The following is a 17,171-nucleotide window of genomic DNA, read 5'->3' on the forward strand; positions in this document are numbered from 1 at the left end:
CAGTTTATGTACAAGGGCTGCATTTATCAATATGCTATTCAGCAATCACCTGACAATTTTATGAAATACCAGACTCATATAAAATATTCAATGTGTGGTCAAGAATATCATTATTCAGATGCCCCACGTCCAATTAAACATTCAATCAGTTTATATCTGAAAAAACCGTCAATCTCATCGTCACAATAAATACGCAAAATATGTAAAAATTCATACTATTTTAAATTAGGGTTATATCTTCTTAAGAAGAAGAGAATTAGATTTTGTTTTTTAAGATTCCTATGTGAAATTAGTTTTTTCTCAATTATTTTTTGATACACCGAATTGGTATGAAGATTCAGTAAGAATTTGGGAAGAAAAAACTCTCAATCTGATGAGGTATCATATTTTAATTCTCTTGAGCAAATATAATGGAGATAGAAAAATATATAGCCAATAAATACAACAAACATATTATAGATAATGTGGAAAAATAGAGTGAAGTTCTTTTGTGAATGAATTAAAATTTAACTTTATGTAACTAAATTAATCTATTAAACCGTAAGATACTTGGCTAGGCATATAGATTATGCTCTTTGATATTTCCATGAAGAGAAAGCGGCCATATTATATTTAAGGAAGATTGACGTTTTGAATCGATGAGTTATTTAAGCCCAATTCGATATTGGGCTTTTAAAGTCTGGTTTTGCCTATTTGCGTAGTTATGGTTATATATTAACCAATTTGGCTGAAATATGTGGCTCTTCTTCTTTGCGCCATGTCATGATTTCACAACCATTGTCGGTAACGACAATGGTATGTTCATATTGCGCAGACCAGCCACGATCTTTAGTTTTGACTGTCCAGCCATCTTTCATGGTACGGATACGAAAATCGCCGGTATTAACCATAGGTTCAATAGTGAAGGCCATGCCTTTTTGCAGAATAACGCCACCGTCATCAGCATCGTAATGAAGCACGTGAGGTTCTTCATGGAAACCCCTGCCAATACCGTGACCACAATATTCGCGAACTACAGAGTAATTGTGATTTTCCACGTATTGCTGAATGGCTTTGCCGATGCTGCGCAGACGGATACCCGGTTTAACCATTCTCAGAGCAAGGTACAGGCTCTCCTGAGTGATACGGCACAGGCGTTCGCCCTGAATAGTGGGTGTACCGACAATAAACATTTTAGAGGTATCGCCGTGAAATTCATTTTTAATCACAGTCACATCAATGTTAACGATATCGCCTTCTTTCAGTACCTTGTCATCGCTTGGAATACCGTGGCAAACCACGTCATTGACAGAGATACAGACGGATTTAGGAAAACCGTGATAACCCAGACAGGCAGAAATGGCCTGCTGTTTATTCGTGATGTATTCGTGGCAAATGCGATCAAGTTCACCCGTGGTTACGCCAGCCTTAACGTGCGGTTCGATCATCTCCAGAACCTCGGCCGCCAGACGCCCGGCAACGCGCATTTTCTGAATATCTTCGTCTGTTTTGATAGTAATAGCCATGAAATCAGTCCATCAGAATCGGGGAGTTACCGATTCTTTGATATTAATTAAGGAAGAAATGATGATGGTAATGGTATCAGCCCACTGTATATCTAACAATAACTGCTGATCGCCAAGACTAGCAGAAAGCTGTAACAAATGTTGGTGTATGGGGGCGGTTTATGGTATAAAGCGCGCCGGTATTCTGTGTAATTGTTTCCTATAGCAGAAGTAATATTACAGAAATGCTGAATAAACTCATTTGTGTAAATAACACACACGGATCGGCACATACACCGGGGTGCTCTCATGTGGCTAATTCGTATGAATATCTTTCATATGGTATGAATAGCACACAGTTAAAGAGTCGGTGTCATGGGATCTGTGGAGGCATAACCCCAATTAACTTTATAGAGGTCTAAAATGGCAACTGTTTCCATGCGCGATATGCTGCAAGCGGGCGTTCACTTCGGTCACCAGACTCGTTACTGGAACCCAAAAATGAAACCCTTCATCTTTGGTGCTCGTAACAAAGTTCATATCATCAACCTGGAAAAAACTGTTCCAATGTTCAATGGTGCTTTGGCAGAATTGAACAAAATTGCTTCCCGTAAAGGCAAGATTCTGTTTGTTGGCACCAAGCGTGCTGCAAGCGAAGCAGTAAAAGAAGCAGCACTGAGCTGTGACCAATACTTTGTTAACCACCGTTGGTTAGGTGGTATGCTGACCAACTGGAAAACTGTTCGTCAGTCAATCAAGCGTCTGAAAGATCTGGAAGTTCAATCTCAGGACGGTACTTTTGACAAGCTGACCAAGAAAGAAGCGCTGATGCGTTCTCGTGAACTTGGCAAGCTGGAAAACAGCCTGGGCGGTATCAAAGACATGGGCGGCCTGCCTGATGCTCTGTTTGTTATCGATGCTGAACACGAACACATTGCTATCAAAGAAGCAAACAACCTGGGTATCCCAGTATTTGCTGTTGTTGATACTAACTCTGATCCAGACGGTGTTGATTTCATCATCCCTGGTAACGACGATGCAATCCGTGCAGTAAAACTGTACCTGAACGCTGCGGCTACTGCTGTTCGTGAAGGCCGTTCACAAGATCTGGCTGTTCAGGCTGAAGAAGGTCTTGTAGACGCTGAATAATAAGGCATGCTCGTTCTTGAGCCCCTTATTGACCAGGTATTGAAATATATTGGTTAGGGGGCCTATTATGGCCCCCTTTACTTATCTGATATAGAACTATTATCTGATAACTTTCCCCGCGGAATCTTATCTTCCCGCGAGACACATCGAGGAATAAAACAAATGGCTGACATTACCGCTGCTCTGGTAAAAGAACTGCGTGAGCGTACTGGCGCAGGCATGATGGAATGTAAAAAAGCACTGGTTGAAGCAAATGGTGATATCGAGCTGGCTATCGATAACATGCGTAAATCAGGTCAGGCAAAAGCAGCTAAAAAAGCAGGCCGTGTTGCGGCTGAAGGCGTTATCCTGGTTGAAGTTTCATCTGATGCTAAATTCGCAGGTATCGTTGAACTGAACTGTGAAACCGACTTCGTTGCTAAAGATTCAGGCTTCCTGGCATTCGGTAAAGAAGTGATTGCTTCTGTTATGGCTGACAAAAACGCTGACATTGATGCACTGAAAGCTAAATTTGAAGAACAGCGCACTACTCTGGTCGCGAAAATCGGTGAAAACATCAATATCCGTCGCGTTGCTATTCTGGAAGGTGAAGCGGTAGGTTCTTACCTGCACGGTGCTCGTATCGGCGTTCTGGTTGCTGCTGAAGGCGCAAACGAAGAGCTGATCAAACACATCGCAATGCACGTTGCTGCAAGCAAACCAGAATATGTAAACCCAACTGACGTTCCTGCTGACGTTGTTGAGCGTGAGCATCAGATCCAGCTAGACATCGCAATGCAGTCTGGCAAGCCACGCGAAATCGCAGAGAAAATGGTTTCTGGCCGTATGAACAAATTCACCGGCGAAATCTCTCTGACTGGTCAGAACTTCGTGATGGACCCAAGCAAAACTGTTGGTGCTCTGCTGAAAGAAAACAATGCTAAAGTTATCGACTTTATTCGCTTCGAAGTGGGCGAAGGCATTGAGAAAGTTGAAGCTGATTTCGCAGCAGAAGTTGCTGCAATGAGCAAACAGTCTTAATTGTTTAAACGGAGCCGCCGATTGGCGGTTCTGTTTTATTTAAAGATGAATTTTACATCTGGCTGCATAGCGTGGATGTGTAGTCATTGAATAAACCGTAGTAATCCCCAATAATCCTTATCTGCTTAGGACTGAACACCATGGCAACCAATGCAAAACCCGTATATCAGAGAATCCTGCTTAAGCTCAGTGGAGAAGCCCTGCAAGGCGCAGAAGGTTTTGGTATCGATGCCAGCGTCTTAGACCGCATGGCTCAGGAAATCAAAGAACTGGTTGAGTTGGGTATTCAGGTCGGTGTCGTTATTGGCGGAGGTAACCTGTTTCGTGGAGCCGGGTTGGCTGAAGCAGGAATGAACCGTGTAGTCGGCGATCACATGGGCATGTTGGCGACTGTGATGAACGGTCTGGCGATGCGTGATGCCTTACATCGCGCCTATGTGAACGCCCGTTTGATGTCCGCTATCCCGCTGAATGGCGTATGTGACAACTATAGTTGGGCTGAAGCTATCAGCTTACTGCGTCACGGTCGTGTTGTTATTTTCTCGGCAGGTACTGGCAACCCGTTCTTTACGACAGATTCCGCGGCTTGCTTGCGTGGCATTGAAATTGAAGCGGATGTTGTGTTAAAAGCAACCAAAGTTGACGGGGTCTATTCTGCTGATCCTACAAAAGATCCTGAAGCGGTTCTCTATAATAAGCTGGCTTATCAGGAAGTCTTGGAGCGTGAATTGAAAGTCATGGATCTTGCCGCCTTTACGCTGGCCCGTGACCATAACCTGCCAATTCGTGTTTTTAATATGAACAAACCAGGCGCACTTCGTCGTGTTGTCATGGGGGAAAGTGAAGGTACGTTGATTTCTCACGGCTGATTTATCACGATCGGATTTATCACTTCCCGTATTCAGAGACATTGGTGAAATTTGACGGTATGATCAGTGTCCTGATGTGCCGAATTTAATGACACAGGGCCATAGAATATCATGTTAATATTTATGGTCTAGAACATAACCAGCTCCCAAGGGTTTATAACGTGATTAATGAAATCAAAAAAGACGCACAAGACCGCATGGAAAAAAGCGTCGAAGCACTGAAAAACCAAATCAGCAAGGTGCGTACTGGCCGTGCTTCTCCTAGCCTGTTGGATGGTATCAGCGTTGAATATTACGGCGCGGCAACGCCATTGCGTCAGATCGCGAACGTTGTTGCCGAAGATGCACGTACTTTAGCGATCACGGTATTTGATCGTTCTATGACCGCAGCTGTTGAAAAAGCGATTATGGCTTCTGATCTGGGGTTAAACCCATCTTCCGCTGGAACTATCATTCGCGTCCCTCTGCCACCACTGACTGAAGAGCGTCGTAAGGATTTGATCAAGGTCGTTCGTGGTGATGCAGAACAAGGCCGTGTGTCCATTCGTAATATACGCCGTGATGCTAACGATAAGGTTAAAGCACTGCTGAAAGATAAAGAAATTAGTGAAGATGAAGAACGTCGTTCACAGGACGACATTCAGAAACTGACTGATAGTTTCATCAAAAAGATTGATGAAGCGTTGGCAAATAAAGAAGCTGAGTTGATGGATTTCTAATTGCCACTTCTCGAATCAACGCCGCAGCCCTGCGGCGTTGATCTTATTATTTAAATATTATTAATATTTTCCATTTCGTATCACATTTCTTTCTCAAGCAATGGACATGGCGATCAGGACAGATCAAACTATTGCGATTTTATGTCAGTAGAATACTTAGAGTATAAAAATGAAACGCTTAACTATCCTCGGTTCAACGGGGTCCGTCGGGAAAAGTACACTCTCAGTTGTCAGAAATAACCCAGATAAATTCCGAGTTGTGGCACTAATTGCCGGGAAAAATAGTGAACTCATGGCACAACAATGTCTGGAGTTTCGGCCTCTATATGCCGCAATGGCAGATGAATATTCAGCAACAGAATTACGGAGTTTATTGCAGGAACAAGGCAGTCAGGTCGAAGTCCTGTCTGGAAAAGATGCCATTTGTGATTTAGCAGCACTGGAAGAGGTCGATCAAGTCATGTCTGCTATTGTTGGTGTCGCCGGGTTATTGCCAACACTGGCCGCGATTCGCAAGGGTAAGCAAGTTCTACTCGCTAACAAAGAATCTCTTATTACTAGTGGCCGCCTGTTTATGGAGGCGGTTAGCCAATATAAAGCGCAATTATTACCGATTGATAGCGAACATAATGCTATTTTCCAAAGTTTGCCTGAATCAGTGCAACATAACCTCGGCACTGCGAATTTAAAAGAGCATGGTATCTCCAGCATTATTTTGACGGGCTCCGGTGGGCCATTCCGCAAAACCTCCTTGGATAAATTACCCTATGTCACACCTGATGAGGCCTGTGCTCACCCCATCTGGTCAATGGGGCGTAAAATTTCCGTTGACTCTGCAACAATGATGAATAAAGGGTTGGAATATATTGAAGCCCGTAATCTGTTTAATGCTTCTGCTGATGAAATGGAAGTACTGTTGCATCCGCAATCAGTGATCCACTCAATGGTTCGTTACCATGATGGCAGTATCATTGCGCAATTGGGAACACAGGATATGTGTACTCCGATAGCTTATGGCATGGCCTATCCTAATCGCATTATATCCGGTGCGAAACCACTGGATTTTACTGAACTCAGTACACTCACTTTTGAAGTGTTGGACTATCACCGCTACCCATGCCTTAAATTGGCAATTGATGCATGTCATGAAGGACAGGCTGCAACAACAGCATTGAATGCAGCTAATGAAGAAACCGTTAGTGCTTTTTTACAGAATAGAATTTGTTTTACTGATATTGCTATGGTGAATCGGCAGGTAGTTGAAAAATTAAATTTATCTGAACCTCAAAGCATCGAAGAGGTCTTAGAAATCGATAATATAGCGAGAACTTTAGCGAAAGAGGAAATCAAAGCCTTTGCTAAATAGCGAATTTTGCTGATAAGTATATGTTTGTTTGCGTTTGGTCAAATGATATAGTTCGCAGGTAAATCATAGTTGTTATAATAACCAGTTTGATATTTGGCATACGTTTTTGTGGGCGTATATACCCAATAGATTCTGAGTTGTTGCACAGTCAACAACGAAAGAAACAGCTTAAGAGATTAAGGGTATATCAGAGATAAAGGCTTTCATTCGGGTTTATGCCAGAAATAGCCGTGGTGATCATTAACACGGCTTTTTCATGTGTGAAAGTTCTTGAAGCACAAGAAGTCAGCTTAGTTATTTAAGGATTAGTTTGAGTGATATCGCCTAGTGATTGTGGCTCATCGCTAACGTTACCCAGACACGTTGCTATTATTATGGATGGTAATGGTCGCTGGGCAAAAAAGCGTGGGAAATTAAGAGTTTTTGGTCATCGTGCTGGAATTAAAGCTGTACGAAGCGCTGTGAGCTTTTCGGTTAAGAATAATATCGAATCACTGACATTATATGCTTTCAGTAGTGAAAACTGGAATCGTCCACAACAAGAAGTCAGTTCATTGATGGAACTGTTTGTTTTTGCCCTTGATAATGAAGTGAAGAGCTTACATAAGCACAATGTGAAATTATCTGTTATTGGTGATATCAGTCGGTTTAGCCCACGGTTACAGGAACGTATCGGCCGTTCAGTGGAATTGACGGCGGACAATACCGGATTGCAGCTTAATATCGCCGCCAATTATGGAGGCCGTTGGGATTTGGTTCAGAGTGTTAAGCAGATTGCTGAGAAAGTCAGAGTAAATCAGCTTCATCCTGAGGAAATTACCGAAGCAACAGTCAGTAGTTTCATGAACTTGAGTCAACAGCCTGAAGTTGATTTAGTGATCAGGACAGGAGGTGAACATCGTATCAGTAATTTCCTGTTATGGCAGATCGCTTATGCAGAATTATATTTTACCGATATACTTTGGCCTGATTTTGATGAAACAGCTTTTGAAGGTGCTATTCATGCCTTTGCCAAACGAGAACGCCGATTTGGCGGAACACCAGACGATGCCGAAGTGGGATCATAGGAGGAGAACTTGCTGAAGTACCGTCTTTTAACTACGTTAGTATTAATTCCACTTGTTATTGCAGCTCTGTTTTTACTTCCCCCCTCAGGATTTGGGTTGGTTGTTATTGCAGTTTCAGCACTTGCTGCATGGGAATGGGGGCAATTTGCCGGATTATTGACACAGACTAAACGTGTTACTCTGGCAGTGTTGTGTACTGTGGGGTTGCTGGTCTTGCAATACTCTTTGGCAGATCTTACTCACCTTATTGAAAAACCACAAATTGTATATCTATTGTGGGCAGGAATGCTCTGGTGGGCTGCGGCTATTTTATTAGTGATTGCTTACCCTGCTTCAGCTTCTATTTGGAAATCCTCCGTTACACTGCGTATGTCATTTGGTTTTCTGACAATTGTGCCATTTTATTGTGGAATGATGGTGTTGCGTACCCAAGGATATGAAAATAATACTTATCACGGTGCGTGGTGGCTGTTGTATGTGATGTTACTGGTGTGGGCCGCTGATTCGGGGGCTTACATTTTCGGGCGTACATTAGGTAAACATAAAATGGCACCTAAGGTGTCTCCGGGCAAAACGCTTGAAGGGCTGGCTGGTGGATTGTTGACTGCTGCGTTTATATCATGGCTGTTCAGTAAATTTGCCCCAATGCCTGTTATGCCTGAGAACTTATTGTTGATTTCCGCCGTTGTTGTTATTGCATCTGTTTTCGGTGACCTCACCGAAAGTATGTTCAAGCGAGAATCAGGAATTAAAGACAGCAGTCAGTTGATCCCAGGACATGGAGGTGTGATGGATAGGGTAGATAGTTTGACTGCGGCGGTTCCTGTTTTTGCAGGACTGGTAATGTTAATTTCTTCTGGCTTTGGTCTCTGAAGGTACATTAATGGATATTCTCTGGAATCTGGCTGCATTTATTGTTGCATTGGGTGTGCTTATCACAGTGCATGAGTTTGGTCACTTTTGGGTGGCCAGACGATGTGGTATTTACGTTGAGCGTTTTTCCATTGGGTTTGGTAAAGCACTTTGGCGTCGTACAGATAAACAGGGAACCGAATACGTTATTGCCCTTATTCCTTTGGGCGGATACGTCAAAATGCTTGATGAAAGGGTTGAAACTGTTGCTCCTGAACGTCGTCATATGGCATTCAACAACAAGACCATCGGTCAGCGTGCGGCAGTTGTCAGCGCAGGCCCAATCGCAAACTTTATTCTGGCTGTTGTCGCTTATTGGTTGGTTTTTGTGATTGGTGTGCCTTCGGTACGCCCGGTGGTTTTGGATATTAAACCCGATTCTATAGCGGCGCAGGCAAATATTTTGCCCGGAATGGAACTAAAAGCGGTTGATGGTATCGAAACTCCTGATTGGAACTCAGCAAGGCTGGCGTTAGTGAGTCAAGTTGGTGAATCCTCCGTTGAGGTGAGTGTAGCACCAATGGACTCTTCTGATGCTATTCAAAAAACACTGGATTTGCGACATTGGGCATTTGATCCATCCAAACAGGATATCTTGCTATCTTTAGGAATTATGCCTGTTATTCCACATCCCAGTTCTCAGGTGGATAAAATCCATCCTGGTTCGGCAGCCGAAAAAGCGGGTTTACAAAATGGGGACAGGATCGTTAAAGTCAATGATCAGGATATAGATGTTTGGCACAGTTTTGCATCTTATGTCAGGAAAAATCCAAATATTTCTCTAAAATTAGACGTTGCGAGAGCTGGCAGCATGATCACTTTATCATTGACTCCAACTGCTAAAAAGCTTTCCGATGGACGTGAAATAGGTTTTGCTGGTATCGAATTTAAAATCATTCCCCTGGCAGATGAATACAAAACAGTTCAACAATATGGGCCATTCTATGCTTTTTATGAGGCAGGGGATAAAACCTGGCAATTGATGAAGCTGACCGTCAATATGATTGGCAAATTGATTGTTGGAGATGTAAAACTCAATAACCTTAGCGGCCCTATTTCCATAGCCAAGGGAGCTGGTGTATCGGCTGATTCTGGCTTGGTGTATTATTTGATGTTTTTGGCGCTAATCAGCGTCAATCTTGGGATCATTAACTTGTTCCCATTACCTGTACTAGATGGTGGACACCTGCTTTTCCTTGCTATCGAGAAAATCAAGGGAGGGCCGGTCTCCGAGCGTGTACAAGACTTCAGTTATCGCATTGGTGCTATATTGCTGGTGTTATTAATGGGGCTTGCACTTTTCAATGATTTCTCCCGCTTTTAAGGTGGGAGACCAGTTAGGAAAACGCATAACAACGATGGCGATGAAAAAGTTGCTCATAGCGTCGCTGCTGTTCGGCAGCGCCACTGCATACGGTTCAGACGGATTCATAGTTCGGGACATTCATTTTGAGGGTCTTCAACGTGTCACCGTTGGTGCAGCATTATTGAATATGCCTGTTCGCGTAGGTGATACAGTCAGCGACGGGGATATCAGTCGCGCGATCCACGCCTTGTTCGCGACTGGAAATTTTGAAGATGTTCGTGTCTTGCGTGATGGCAATTCACTGGTTGTTCAGGTAAAAGAACGGCCAACCATCGCCAGCATCACTTTTTCCGGTAACAAAGCGGTGAAAGATGACATGCTCAAGAAAAACCTTGAGGCCTCTCGTGTTCGTGTTGGTGAAGCCCTTGACCGCACTATGCTGTCAAATATCGAAAAGGGGCTGGAAGATTTCTACTATAGTGTTGGTAAATACAGTGCCACAGTAAAAGCCGTTGTCACACCCCTTCCCCGTAATCGTGTCGATCTGAAACTTGTCTTTTCCGAAGGTATTTCTGCCAAAATTCAGCAGATTAATATTGTTGGCAATAAGACCTTTTCTACTAATGAATTGCTCGATAATTTCCAACTCAGGGACGATGTTCCATGGTGGAATCTGACAGCTAATCAGAAATATCAAAAACAGGAGTTAGAAGGCGATCTTGAAAAACTGCGTAGTTTCTATCTTGACAGGGGTTATGCTCGTTTCAACATTGATTCGACTCAAGTCAATCTGACACCCGATAAAAAAGGGATTTATATCACTATTAACATCACGGAAGGGGATCAATATAAAATCTCAGGTGTTGATGTAAATGGTAATTTGGCAGGATACCAATCTGAAATAACGAAACTGACTAATATTAAACCTGGTTCATTGTATAATGGAACTGGGGTAACCCATATGGAAATGGCGATCAAATATCTTCTTGGCCGCTATGGTTACGCCTATCCTCGTGTCATGACACAACCTGAAATCAATGATGCAGACAAAACTGTGAAACTCCATGTCAACGTAGATGCAGGTCACCGTTTCTACGTCCGTAACATACGTTTCACTGGTAATGACACCAGTAAAGACTCCGTATTACGCCGTGAAATGCGTCAGATGGAAGGGGCATGGTTGGGTAATGATCTGGTTGAGTACGGAAAAGAACGCCTCAATCGATTGGGCTATTTTGAAACGGTTGATGTTGCAACAGAACGTGTACCGGGCAGCCCTGACCAGGTTGATGTGGTTTATAAAGTTAAAGAGCGTAATACAGGCTCCATGAACTTTGGGATTGGTTTCGGTACTGAAAGTGGGATGAGTTTCCAGATCGGTGTTCAGCAGGATAACTGGCTAGGAACAGGTAATGCCGTGGGGATCAATGCCAGCAAGAATGATTACTCAACGTCGGCGGATTTGTCCTTTACGAACCCTTACTTCACTGTTAACGGTGTGAGTCTGGGGGGGCGGCTGTTTTATAATGATTTTCGTGCTGATGATGCCTCTCTTTCTAACTATACCAACAAATCATACGGTACAGATGGTTCTTTTGGTATTCCGCTGAATGAAAATAACTCGTTATTCTTCAGATTAGGCTATGTTCATAACTCATTGTCTAATATACGTCCTCAGTTGGCTATGTGGCGTTACATGAAGAAAATGAACAAAGATCCGGGTTTTACGGATAAGGTCAAGTTTGATGCCAATGACTTTATGCTGACAGTTGGCTGGAATTACAATAGCCTTGACCGTGGTTTCTTCCCGACTTCCGGGCTTAAAGCAGGGTTAGATACGAGAATCACTGTGCCTGGCTCAGATAACCAATTCTATAAAGTTACTCTGAACTCTGCGGGTTATTACCCTATTGATGATGATCATTCATGGGTCATAATGGGACGTGCTCGTCTGGGCTATGGTAGCGGTTTCGGTGGTAAGGAAATGCCATTCTATGAAAACTTCTATGCTGGTGGTTCCACTAGTGTTCGAGGTTTCCGCCCCAATAATATTGGTCCAAAAGCAGTTTATTTCAAAAAAGGGAAAGGTGGTCTGCCTGAAGTTGATAGCAGGGGAGTGTCTCAGGATGCAGTAGGTGGTAACGCAACAGCAGTTGCCAGTTTCGAACTGATTACGCCGACGCCTTTCCTGGATGCAAAATATTCTAACTCTGTGCGGACGTCTCTGTTTGTAGATGCAGGAACAGTATGGGATACCAACTGGAGCAATTACGCTGGCTTACCTGATTACAGCAAACCGAATAATGTCCGTGTTTCTACTGGTATTGCGTTGCAATGGTTATCACCATTGGGACCTCTAACGTTCTCTTATGCTCAGCCAATCAAAGATTATAAAGGGGATAGAACAGAGCAATTCCAGTTTAATATTGGTGGAACCTGGTAAAAATCAATCGTTCTTGGTGGAAAATCGCCTTATTATTAAATAAGGCGATTATAAATATCCCAACATGTCAATAGCGTAAGTCAAAGGAGTTTATCGTGAAGAAAGTACTGTGTGCAGCAAGCCTTGGTATCGCATTAGCTTTTTCTGCTGGTGTTCAGGCGGCAGAAAAAATCGCTATCGTGAATGTTGGTGAAATATTCCAACAACTGCCTGCTCATGAAGCTGTTGCAAAACAGTTGGAAAACGAATTTAAAGGCCGAGCATCTGATTTGCAGCGCATGGAATCCGACTTGCAGTCTCAGCTCCAAAAATTGCAGCGTGATGGTTCAACCATGAAGGCAAGTGAGCGCGAAAAATTAGAAAAGGAAGTGCTGACTAAACGTAATGAATTTGCACAAAAAGCACAGGCTTTTGAAAATGATAACCGTCGTCGTCAAATGGAAGAACGTAACAAGCTCTTGGGCCGAATTCAGGATGCAGTCAAAGTGGTTGCAGGTAAAGAAGGTTATGACCTTGTTCTTGATGCAAGTACTGCAGTATATGCTGCATCTGGCAAAGATATTACCTCAGAAGTATTGAAGCAGGTTAAATAAATAAATGGTTTCAATTCGATTGGCTGACCTTGCTCAGCAGTTGAATGCGCAATTGCATGGTGATGGCAATATCGTCGTCACTGGTATTGCCCCTATGTATTCAGCAAATAGCGAACAAATTACATTTTTATCGGATAGCCGTTACACCGAGAAACTTGCAGAGTGTCAGGCTGCTGCTGTTGTGCTGCGCGAAGCCGATTTACCTTATTGTAAGATTCCAGCGTTGGTGGTTGATAATCCTTATCTTGCCTATGCACGTATGGCGCAAATCATGGATACGACGCCACGACCCGCACAGGATATCCATTCATCAGCAGTGATTTCTCCAGAAGCAACATTGGGCAGAAATGTTGCAATTGGGGCAAATGCAGTTATCGAATCAGGTGTTGTGCTTGGTGATAACGTTATCATTGGTGCAGGTTGTTTTATTGGCAAAAATGTGCGTATTGGTACAGAAACTCGCCTTTGGGCCAATGTTTCTGTGTACCACAATGTTGAAATCGGTGAACAATGCCTCATTCAGTCAGGAGCTGTTATAGGCTCTGATGGTTTTGGTTATGCCAATGATCGCGGTAATTGGATTAAAATCCCTCAGTTAGGCACGGTAATGATTGGTGATCGTGTTGAAATAGGTTCCTGTACTACTATAGATCGTGGTGCTCTGGATAACACTGTTATCGGTAATGGTGTTATCATTGACAACCAATGCCAAATTGCTCACAACGTCACAATTGGTGATAACACTGCAATAGCGGGTGGTGTCATTATGGCGGGGAGCCTGAAAATTGGTCGTTATTGTATGATTGGTGGAGCCAGTGTCATAAACGGACATATGGAAATCTGTGATAAAGTAACTGTGACTGGTATGAGCATGGTGATACGCCCTATTACTGAGCCGGGTGTATATTCATCTGGTATGCCAGTACAACAGAATAAAGTTTGGCGTAAGACAGCTGCTTTGGTAATGAATATTAATGAAATGAATAAGCGGCTTAAATCTGTGGAACGCCAGCTTGAAGGTGACAGCAAGTAATCATACAACCGTTTTGGTTATGCTTTTATTTTTGCGGCCTGTCTGATAACTCCTCCGGGGGTTGACGCAGGCCGTGTCGTTAATGCTGTATGTTTTGACGATATTATTTAATAACACATTTTTTGATACTACGATTGGAATATAGACAGGAAGAGTATTTAGATGAGTGATAATCATACTCTGCAAATTGAAGAAATTTTGGATTTACTACCTCACCGCTACCCTTTTTTGCTGGTAGATCGTGTCCTGGATTTTGAAGAAGGTAAGTTTCTACGAGCAGTTAAAAATGTAACGTTTAATGAGCCATTCTTTCAGGGGCATTTCCCAGGTAAGCCGGTTTTTCCTGGTGTATTGATCCTTGAAGCAATGGCCCAGGCAACTGGAATTCTGGCATTCAAAAGTGTTGGTACACTGAAGCCAGGAGAATTGTATTACTTTGCAGCTATTGATGGCGCACGTTTTAAACGACCAGTTTTGCCGGGTGACCAGATGATTTTGGAAGTAGAATTTATTAAAGAACGCCGTGGTGTTGCGCGTTTCAGAGGTGTAGCAAAAGTCGATGGAGAAGTGGCTTGCGAAGCTGAAATGATGTGTGCCCGCCGCCGTGAGGCTTAATGCATGATTGATCTGACTGCTACTATCCACCCTTCTTCCATTGTTGAAGAAGGCGCTGTTATTGGTGCCAATGTTCACATTGGCCCATTTTGTTATATCGGTTCGCAAGTAGAAATTGGTGAAGGGACTGAACTGAAATCCCATATTGTGATCAACGGGATAACTAAGATTGGTCGTGATAACCAGATTTATCAATTTGCGTCAATTGGTGAAGCCAATCAGGACCTCAAATATCAGGGTGAACCCACTCGTGTTGAAATCGGTGATCGTAACTGTATCCGCGAAAGCGTGTCGATTCACCGTGGCACTGTCCAGGGTGGTGGTGTAACCAAAGTTGGCAGTGATAATTTGCTGATGATTAATGCCCATATTGCTCATGACTGTATTGTCGGTGATCGTTGTATCATTGCTAATAACGGTACATTGGGGGGGCATGTTATTCTTGGTGATTACGTGATCATCGGTGGAATGACGGCAGTTCATCAATTTTGTCAAATTGGTTCCCATGTTATGGTGGGAGGGTGTTCCGGCGTTGCTCAGGACGTGCCTCCTTATGTTATTGCACAGGGTAACCATGCCACGCCTTTTGGTTTGAATATTGAAGGCCTGAAACGTCGTGGATTTGATAAAGAATCGCTGCACGCTATCCGTAATGCGTATAAGGAACTTTATCGTAGTGGAAAAACCTTGGAAGAAGCCAGAAAAGAAATTGAAATTCAGGCTGTAAACAACCCACATGTGAAAGTATTCAGTGATTTTCTGGCGAGTTCAGCAAAATCCAGCCGTGGCATCATTCGTTAAGTAGATGAAGGACACTCCTTTGACTACCTTTTCTTCTGCCAATAATCAACGTCCACTGATAATTGGCTTAGTCGCCGGAGAAACATCTGGTGATATCCTTGGTGCGGCACTGATCCGCGCATTGAAAGCTAAAATCCCTGATGCCCGTTTTGTGGGTGTCGCAGGCCCTCTTATGCAAGCCGAAGGTTGTGAAGTCTGGTATGAGATGGAAGAACTGGCGGTCATGGGGATCGTTGAGGTTTTAGGGCGTTTGTCCCGTTTGTTGGAAATTCGTAAAGATTTAACGACGCGTTTTACTGAGCTGAAACCAGATGTTTTTATTGGCATTGATGCTCCTGATTTCAATATCACCTTGGAAGGCCGACTGAAACAGCAAGGGATCAGAACTATCCATTACGTCAGCCCATCGGTATGGGCATGGCGTCAGAGACGGGTGTTCAAAATTGGTCGTGCGACAGATCTGGTACTGGCATTTTTGCCGTTTGAAAAAGCGTTCTATGATCGATTTAATGTTCCATGCCGATTTATTGGGCATACAATGGCAGATGCAATGCCGCTGCAAACCGATAAAATTGCCGCCAGGGAAACGTTAGATATTCCATTAGGTGCTCATTGCCTGGCGCTTCTGCCGGGTAGTCGCCATGCCGAAGTAGAAATGCTGAGTGCCGATTTTCTCAGAACTGTACAATTGCTAAGGGAGGATTTGCCTGATTTGCATGTATTAGTTCCATTGGTAAATGCCAACCGGCGTGAGCAATTTCAGCGTATAAAAGATGAAATTGCACCGGAATTATCCATTCATTTATTAGATGGTAAAGCTCGTGAAGCAATGATTGCCAGCGATGCGGCTTTACTGGCATCCGGTACAGCAGCATTGGAATGTATGCTGGCTAAGTGCCCAATGGTCGTGGGCTATAGAATGAAACCTCTTACATATTGGTTGGCAAAACGCTTGGTGAAAACACCCTATGTCTCCTTGCCTAATTTGTTGGCAGGTAAAGAGTTAGTCAAAGAGTTACTACAGGATGAATGCGAGCCAAAAGCGCTGTCAGAGGCATTGCTGCCGCTCTTGTGTGGTGGTATTGAGGTGGAAGCGTTGAAACAGACCTTCCTGCATTTGCATGAAAGTATTCGTTGTGATGCTGATGAGCAGGCGGCACAGGCGGTACTGGAGTTAGCGAGAAGATAATGAATTTTGTTTATCCTCAGGCGAATTTGATTGCCGGTGTTGATGAAGTTGGTCGTGGCCCGTTAGTAGGTGCGGTGGTGACTGCGGCAGTTATTCTTGATCCTGCTAACCCCATTGCAGGCTTGATGGATTCGAAAAAACTGACAGAAAAACGTCGGGAAGCGCTTTATTTGGAAATCAAAGAAAAAGCGTTGTGTTGGAGCCTTGGTCGCGCTGAGCCAGAAGAAATTGACCAGCTTAATATCCTTCATGCCACAATGCTTGCTATGCAGCGGGCTGTTGCAGGTCTGGCTATTCAGCCTGATTATGTTTTGATTGATGGAAATCGTTGCCCTGTATTATCGATGTCAGCACAGCCGGTAGTCAAAGGGGATAGCCTGGTAGCGGAAATCAGTGCCGCTTCTATTTTGGCAAAAGTAACACGAGACAGGGAAATGACTGAACTGGATAAACAGTTCCCTGAGTACGGCTTTGCGAAACACAAAGGTTATCCCACCGCTCTGCATTTGGAAAAACTGTCTTTGTTGGGAGCGACGGAACACCATCGTAGAAGTTTTGCGCCAGTCAAACGTGCGCTGGCTTTTGGATAAAATCTGGAATAATTA

16 protein-coding genes are annotated in these 17,171 nt (G+C 43.6%); 15 read left to right on the plus strand and 1 reads right to left on the minus strand.

Annotation, left to right across the window (positions count from 1 at the left end; all coding sequences use genetic code 11):
• Positions 1-707: 707 nt before the first annotated feature.
• Positions 708-1,505, minus strand: a complete 798-nt coding sequence (map, locus tag AAC147_RS05365) for a type I methionyl aminopeptidase (protein ID WP_047679433.1) — start codon at positions 1,503-1,505, stop codon at positions 708-710.
• 402 nt (positions 1,506-1,907) lie between these two features.
• Here map and rpsB point away from each other — a divergent pair, with 402 nt between their 5' ends.
• The 15 genes from rpsB to rnhB all read left to right on the plus strand — a co-directional run bounded on the left by rpsB (position 1,908) and on the right by rnhB (position 17,156).
• Positions 1,908-2,633 carry a 30S ribosomal protein S2 gene (gene rpsB / locus AAC147_RS05370; RefSeq protein ID WP_047679435.1) on the plus strand — a complete coding sequence of 242 codons (726 nt, stop codon included), beginning with the start codon at positions 1,908-1,910 and terminating at the stop codon, positions 2,631-2,633.
• A 162-nt stretch (positions 2,634-2,795) separates the two neighbouring features.
• Positions 2,796-3,653, plus strand: a complete 858-nt coding sequence (tsf, locus tag AAC147_RS05375; RefSeq protein WP_047679437.1) for a translation elongation factor Ts — start codon at positions 2,796-2,798, stop codon at positions 3,651-3,653.
• A 140-nt stretch (positions 3,654-3,793) separates the two neighbouring features.
• On the plus strand, positions 3,794-4,522 hold the full coding sequence (gene pyrH / locus AAC147_RS05380) for a UMP kinase (RefSeq protein ID WP_047679439.1): 729 nt from the start codon (positions 3,794-3,796) through the stop codon (positions 4,520-4,522).
• 161 nt (positions 4,523-4,683) lie between these two features.
• On the plus strand, positions 4,684-5,241 hold the full coding sequence (gene frr, locus AAC147_RS05385) for a ribosome recycling factor (protein ID WP_047679441.1): 558 nt from the start codon (positions 4,684-4,686) through the stop codon (positions 5,239-5,241).
• Between the two features lie 169 nt (positions 5,242-5,410).
• Positions 5,411-6,607, plus strand: coding sequence for a 1-deoxy-D-xylulose-5-phosphate reductoisomerase (ispC, locus tag AAC147_RS05390; RefSeq protein WP_047679443.1), 1,197 nt, complete (start codon positions 5,411-5,413; stop codon positions 6,605-6,607).
• A 374-nt stretch (positions 6,608-6,981) separates the two neighbouring features.
• Positions 6,982-7,674 (plus strand): polyprenyl diphosphate synthase, encoded by a 693-nt coding sequence (gene uppS / locus AAC147_RS05395; RefSeq protein WP_222941703.1) that lies wholly within the window; start codon positions 6,982-6,984, stop codon positions 7,672-7,674.
• Positions 7,675-7,683: 9 nt separating this feature from the next.
• Complete coding sequence (gene cdsA, locus AAC147_RS05400) at positions 7,684-8,547, plus strand: phosphatidate cytidylyltransferase (RefSeq protein ID WP_047679446.1); 864 nt, start codon at positions 7,684-7,686, stop codon at positions 8,545-8,547.
• Between the two features lie 10 nt (positions 8,548-8,557).
• The gene (gene rseP / locus AAC147_RS05405; RefSeq protein WP_047679447.1) at positions 8,558-9,910 is read left to right on the plus strand and encodes a sigma E protease regulator RseP; all 1,353 of its coding nucleotides are present in this window, start codon (positions 8,558-8,560) and stop codon (positions 9,908-9,910) included.
• Between the two features lie 34 nt (positions 9,911-9,944).
• Positions 9,945-12,335 (plus strand): outer membrane protein assembly factor BamA, encoded by a 2,391-nt coding sequence (gene bamA, locus AAC147_RS05410; RefSeq protein WP_047679519.1) that lies wholly within the window; start codon positions 9,945-9,947, stop codon positions 12,333-12,335.
• A 95-nt stretch (positions 12,336-12,430) separates the two neighbouring features.
• The gene (skp, locus tag AAC147_RS05415) at positions 12,431-12,928 is read left to right on the plus strand and encodes a molecular chaperone Skp (RefSeq protein ID WP_047679449.1); all 498 of its coding nucleotides are present in this window, start codon (positions 12,431-12,433) and stop codon (positions 12,926-12,928) included.
• A 4-nt stretch (positions 12,929-12,932) separates the two neighbouring features.
• Positions 12,933-13,961, plus strand: a complete 1,029-nt coding sequence (gene lpxD / locus AAC147_RS05420) for a UDP-3-O-(3-hydroxymyristoyl)glucosamine N-acyltransferase (protein ID WP_047679450.1) — start codon at positions 12,933-12,935, stop codon at positions 13,959-13,961.
• Between the two features lie 162 nt (positions 13,962-14,123).
• A complete protein-coding gene (gene fabZ, locus AAC147_RS05425; RefSeq protein WP_047679451.1) occupies positions 14,124-14,576 on the plus strand; it encodes a 3-hydroxyacyl-ACP dehydratase FabZ in 453 nt (150 codons plus the stop codon).
• 3 nt (positions 14,577-14,579) lie between these two features.
• A complete protein-coding gene (gene lpxA / locus AAC147_RS05430) occupies positions 14,580-15,377 on the plus strand; it encodes an acyl-ACP--UDP-N-acetylglucosamine O-acyltransferase (protein WP_047679452.1) in 798 nt (265 codons plus the stop codon).
• Positions 15,378-15,381: 4 nt separating this feature from the next.
• Positions 15,382-16,566 carry a lipid-A-disaccharide synthase gene (gene lpxB, locus AAC147_RS05435; RefSeq protein WP_047679453.1) on the plus strand — a complete coding sequence of 395 codons (1,185 nt, stop codon included), beginning with the start codon at positions 15,382-15,384 and terminating at the stop codon, positions 16,564-16,566.
• Positions 16,566-17,156 (plus strand): ribonuclease HII, encoded by a 591-nt coding sequence (rnhB, locus tag AAC147_RS05440; protein WP_047679455.1) that lies wholly within the window; start codon positions 16,566-16,568, stop codon positions 17,154-17,156. Before lpxB ends, rnhB begins: the two co-directional genes overlap by 1 nt.
• The last annotated feature ends 15 nt before the right edge of the window (positions 17,157-17,171 follow it).

Origin of the sequence: Xenorhabdus sp. NBAII XenSa04 (genome assembly GCF_963866145.1) — a bacterium.
In the GTDB taxonomy this organism is placed as follows: domain Bacteria; phylum Pseudomonadota; class Gammaproteobacteria; order Enterobacterales; family Enterobacteriaceae; genus Xenorhabdus; species Xenorhabdus indica.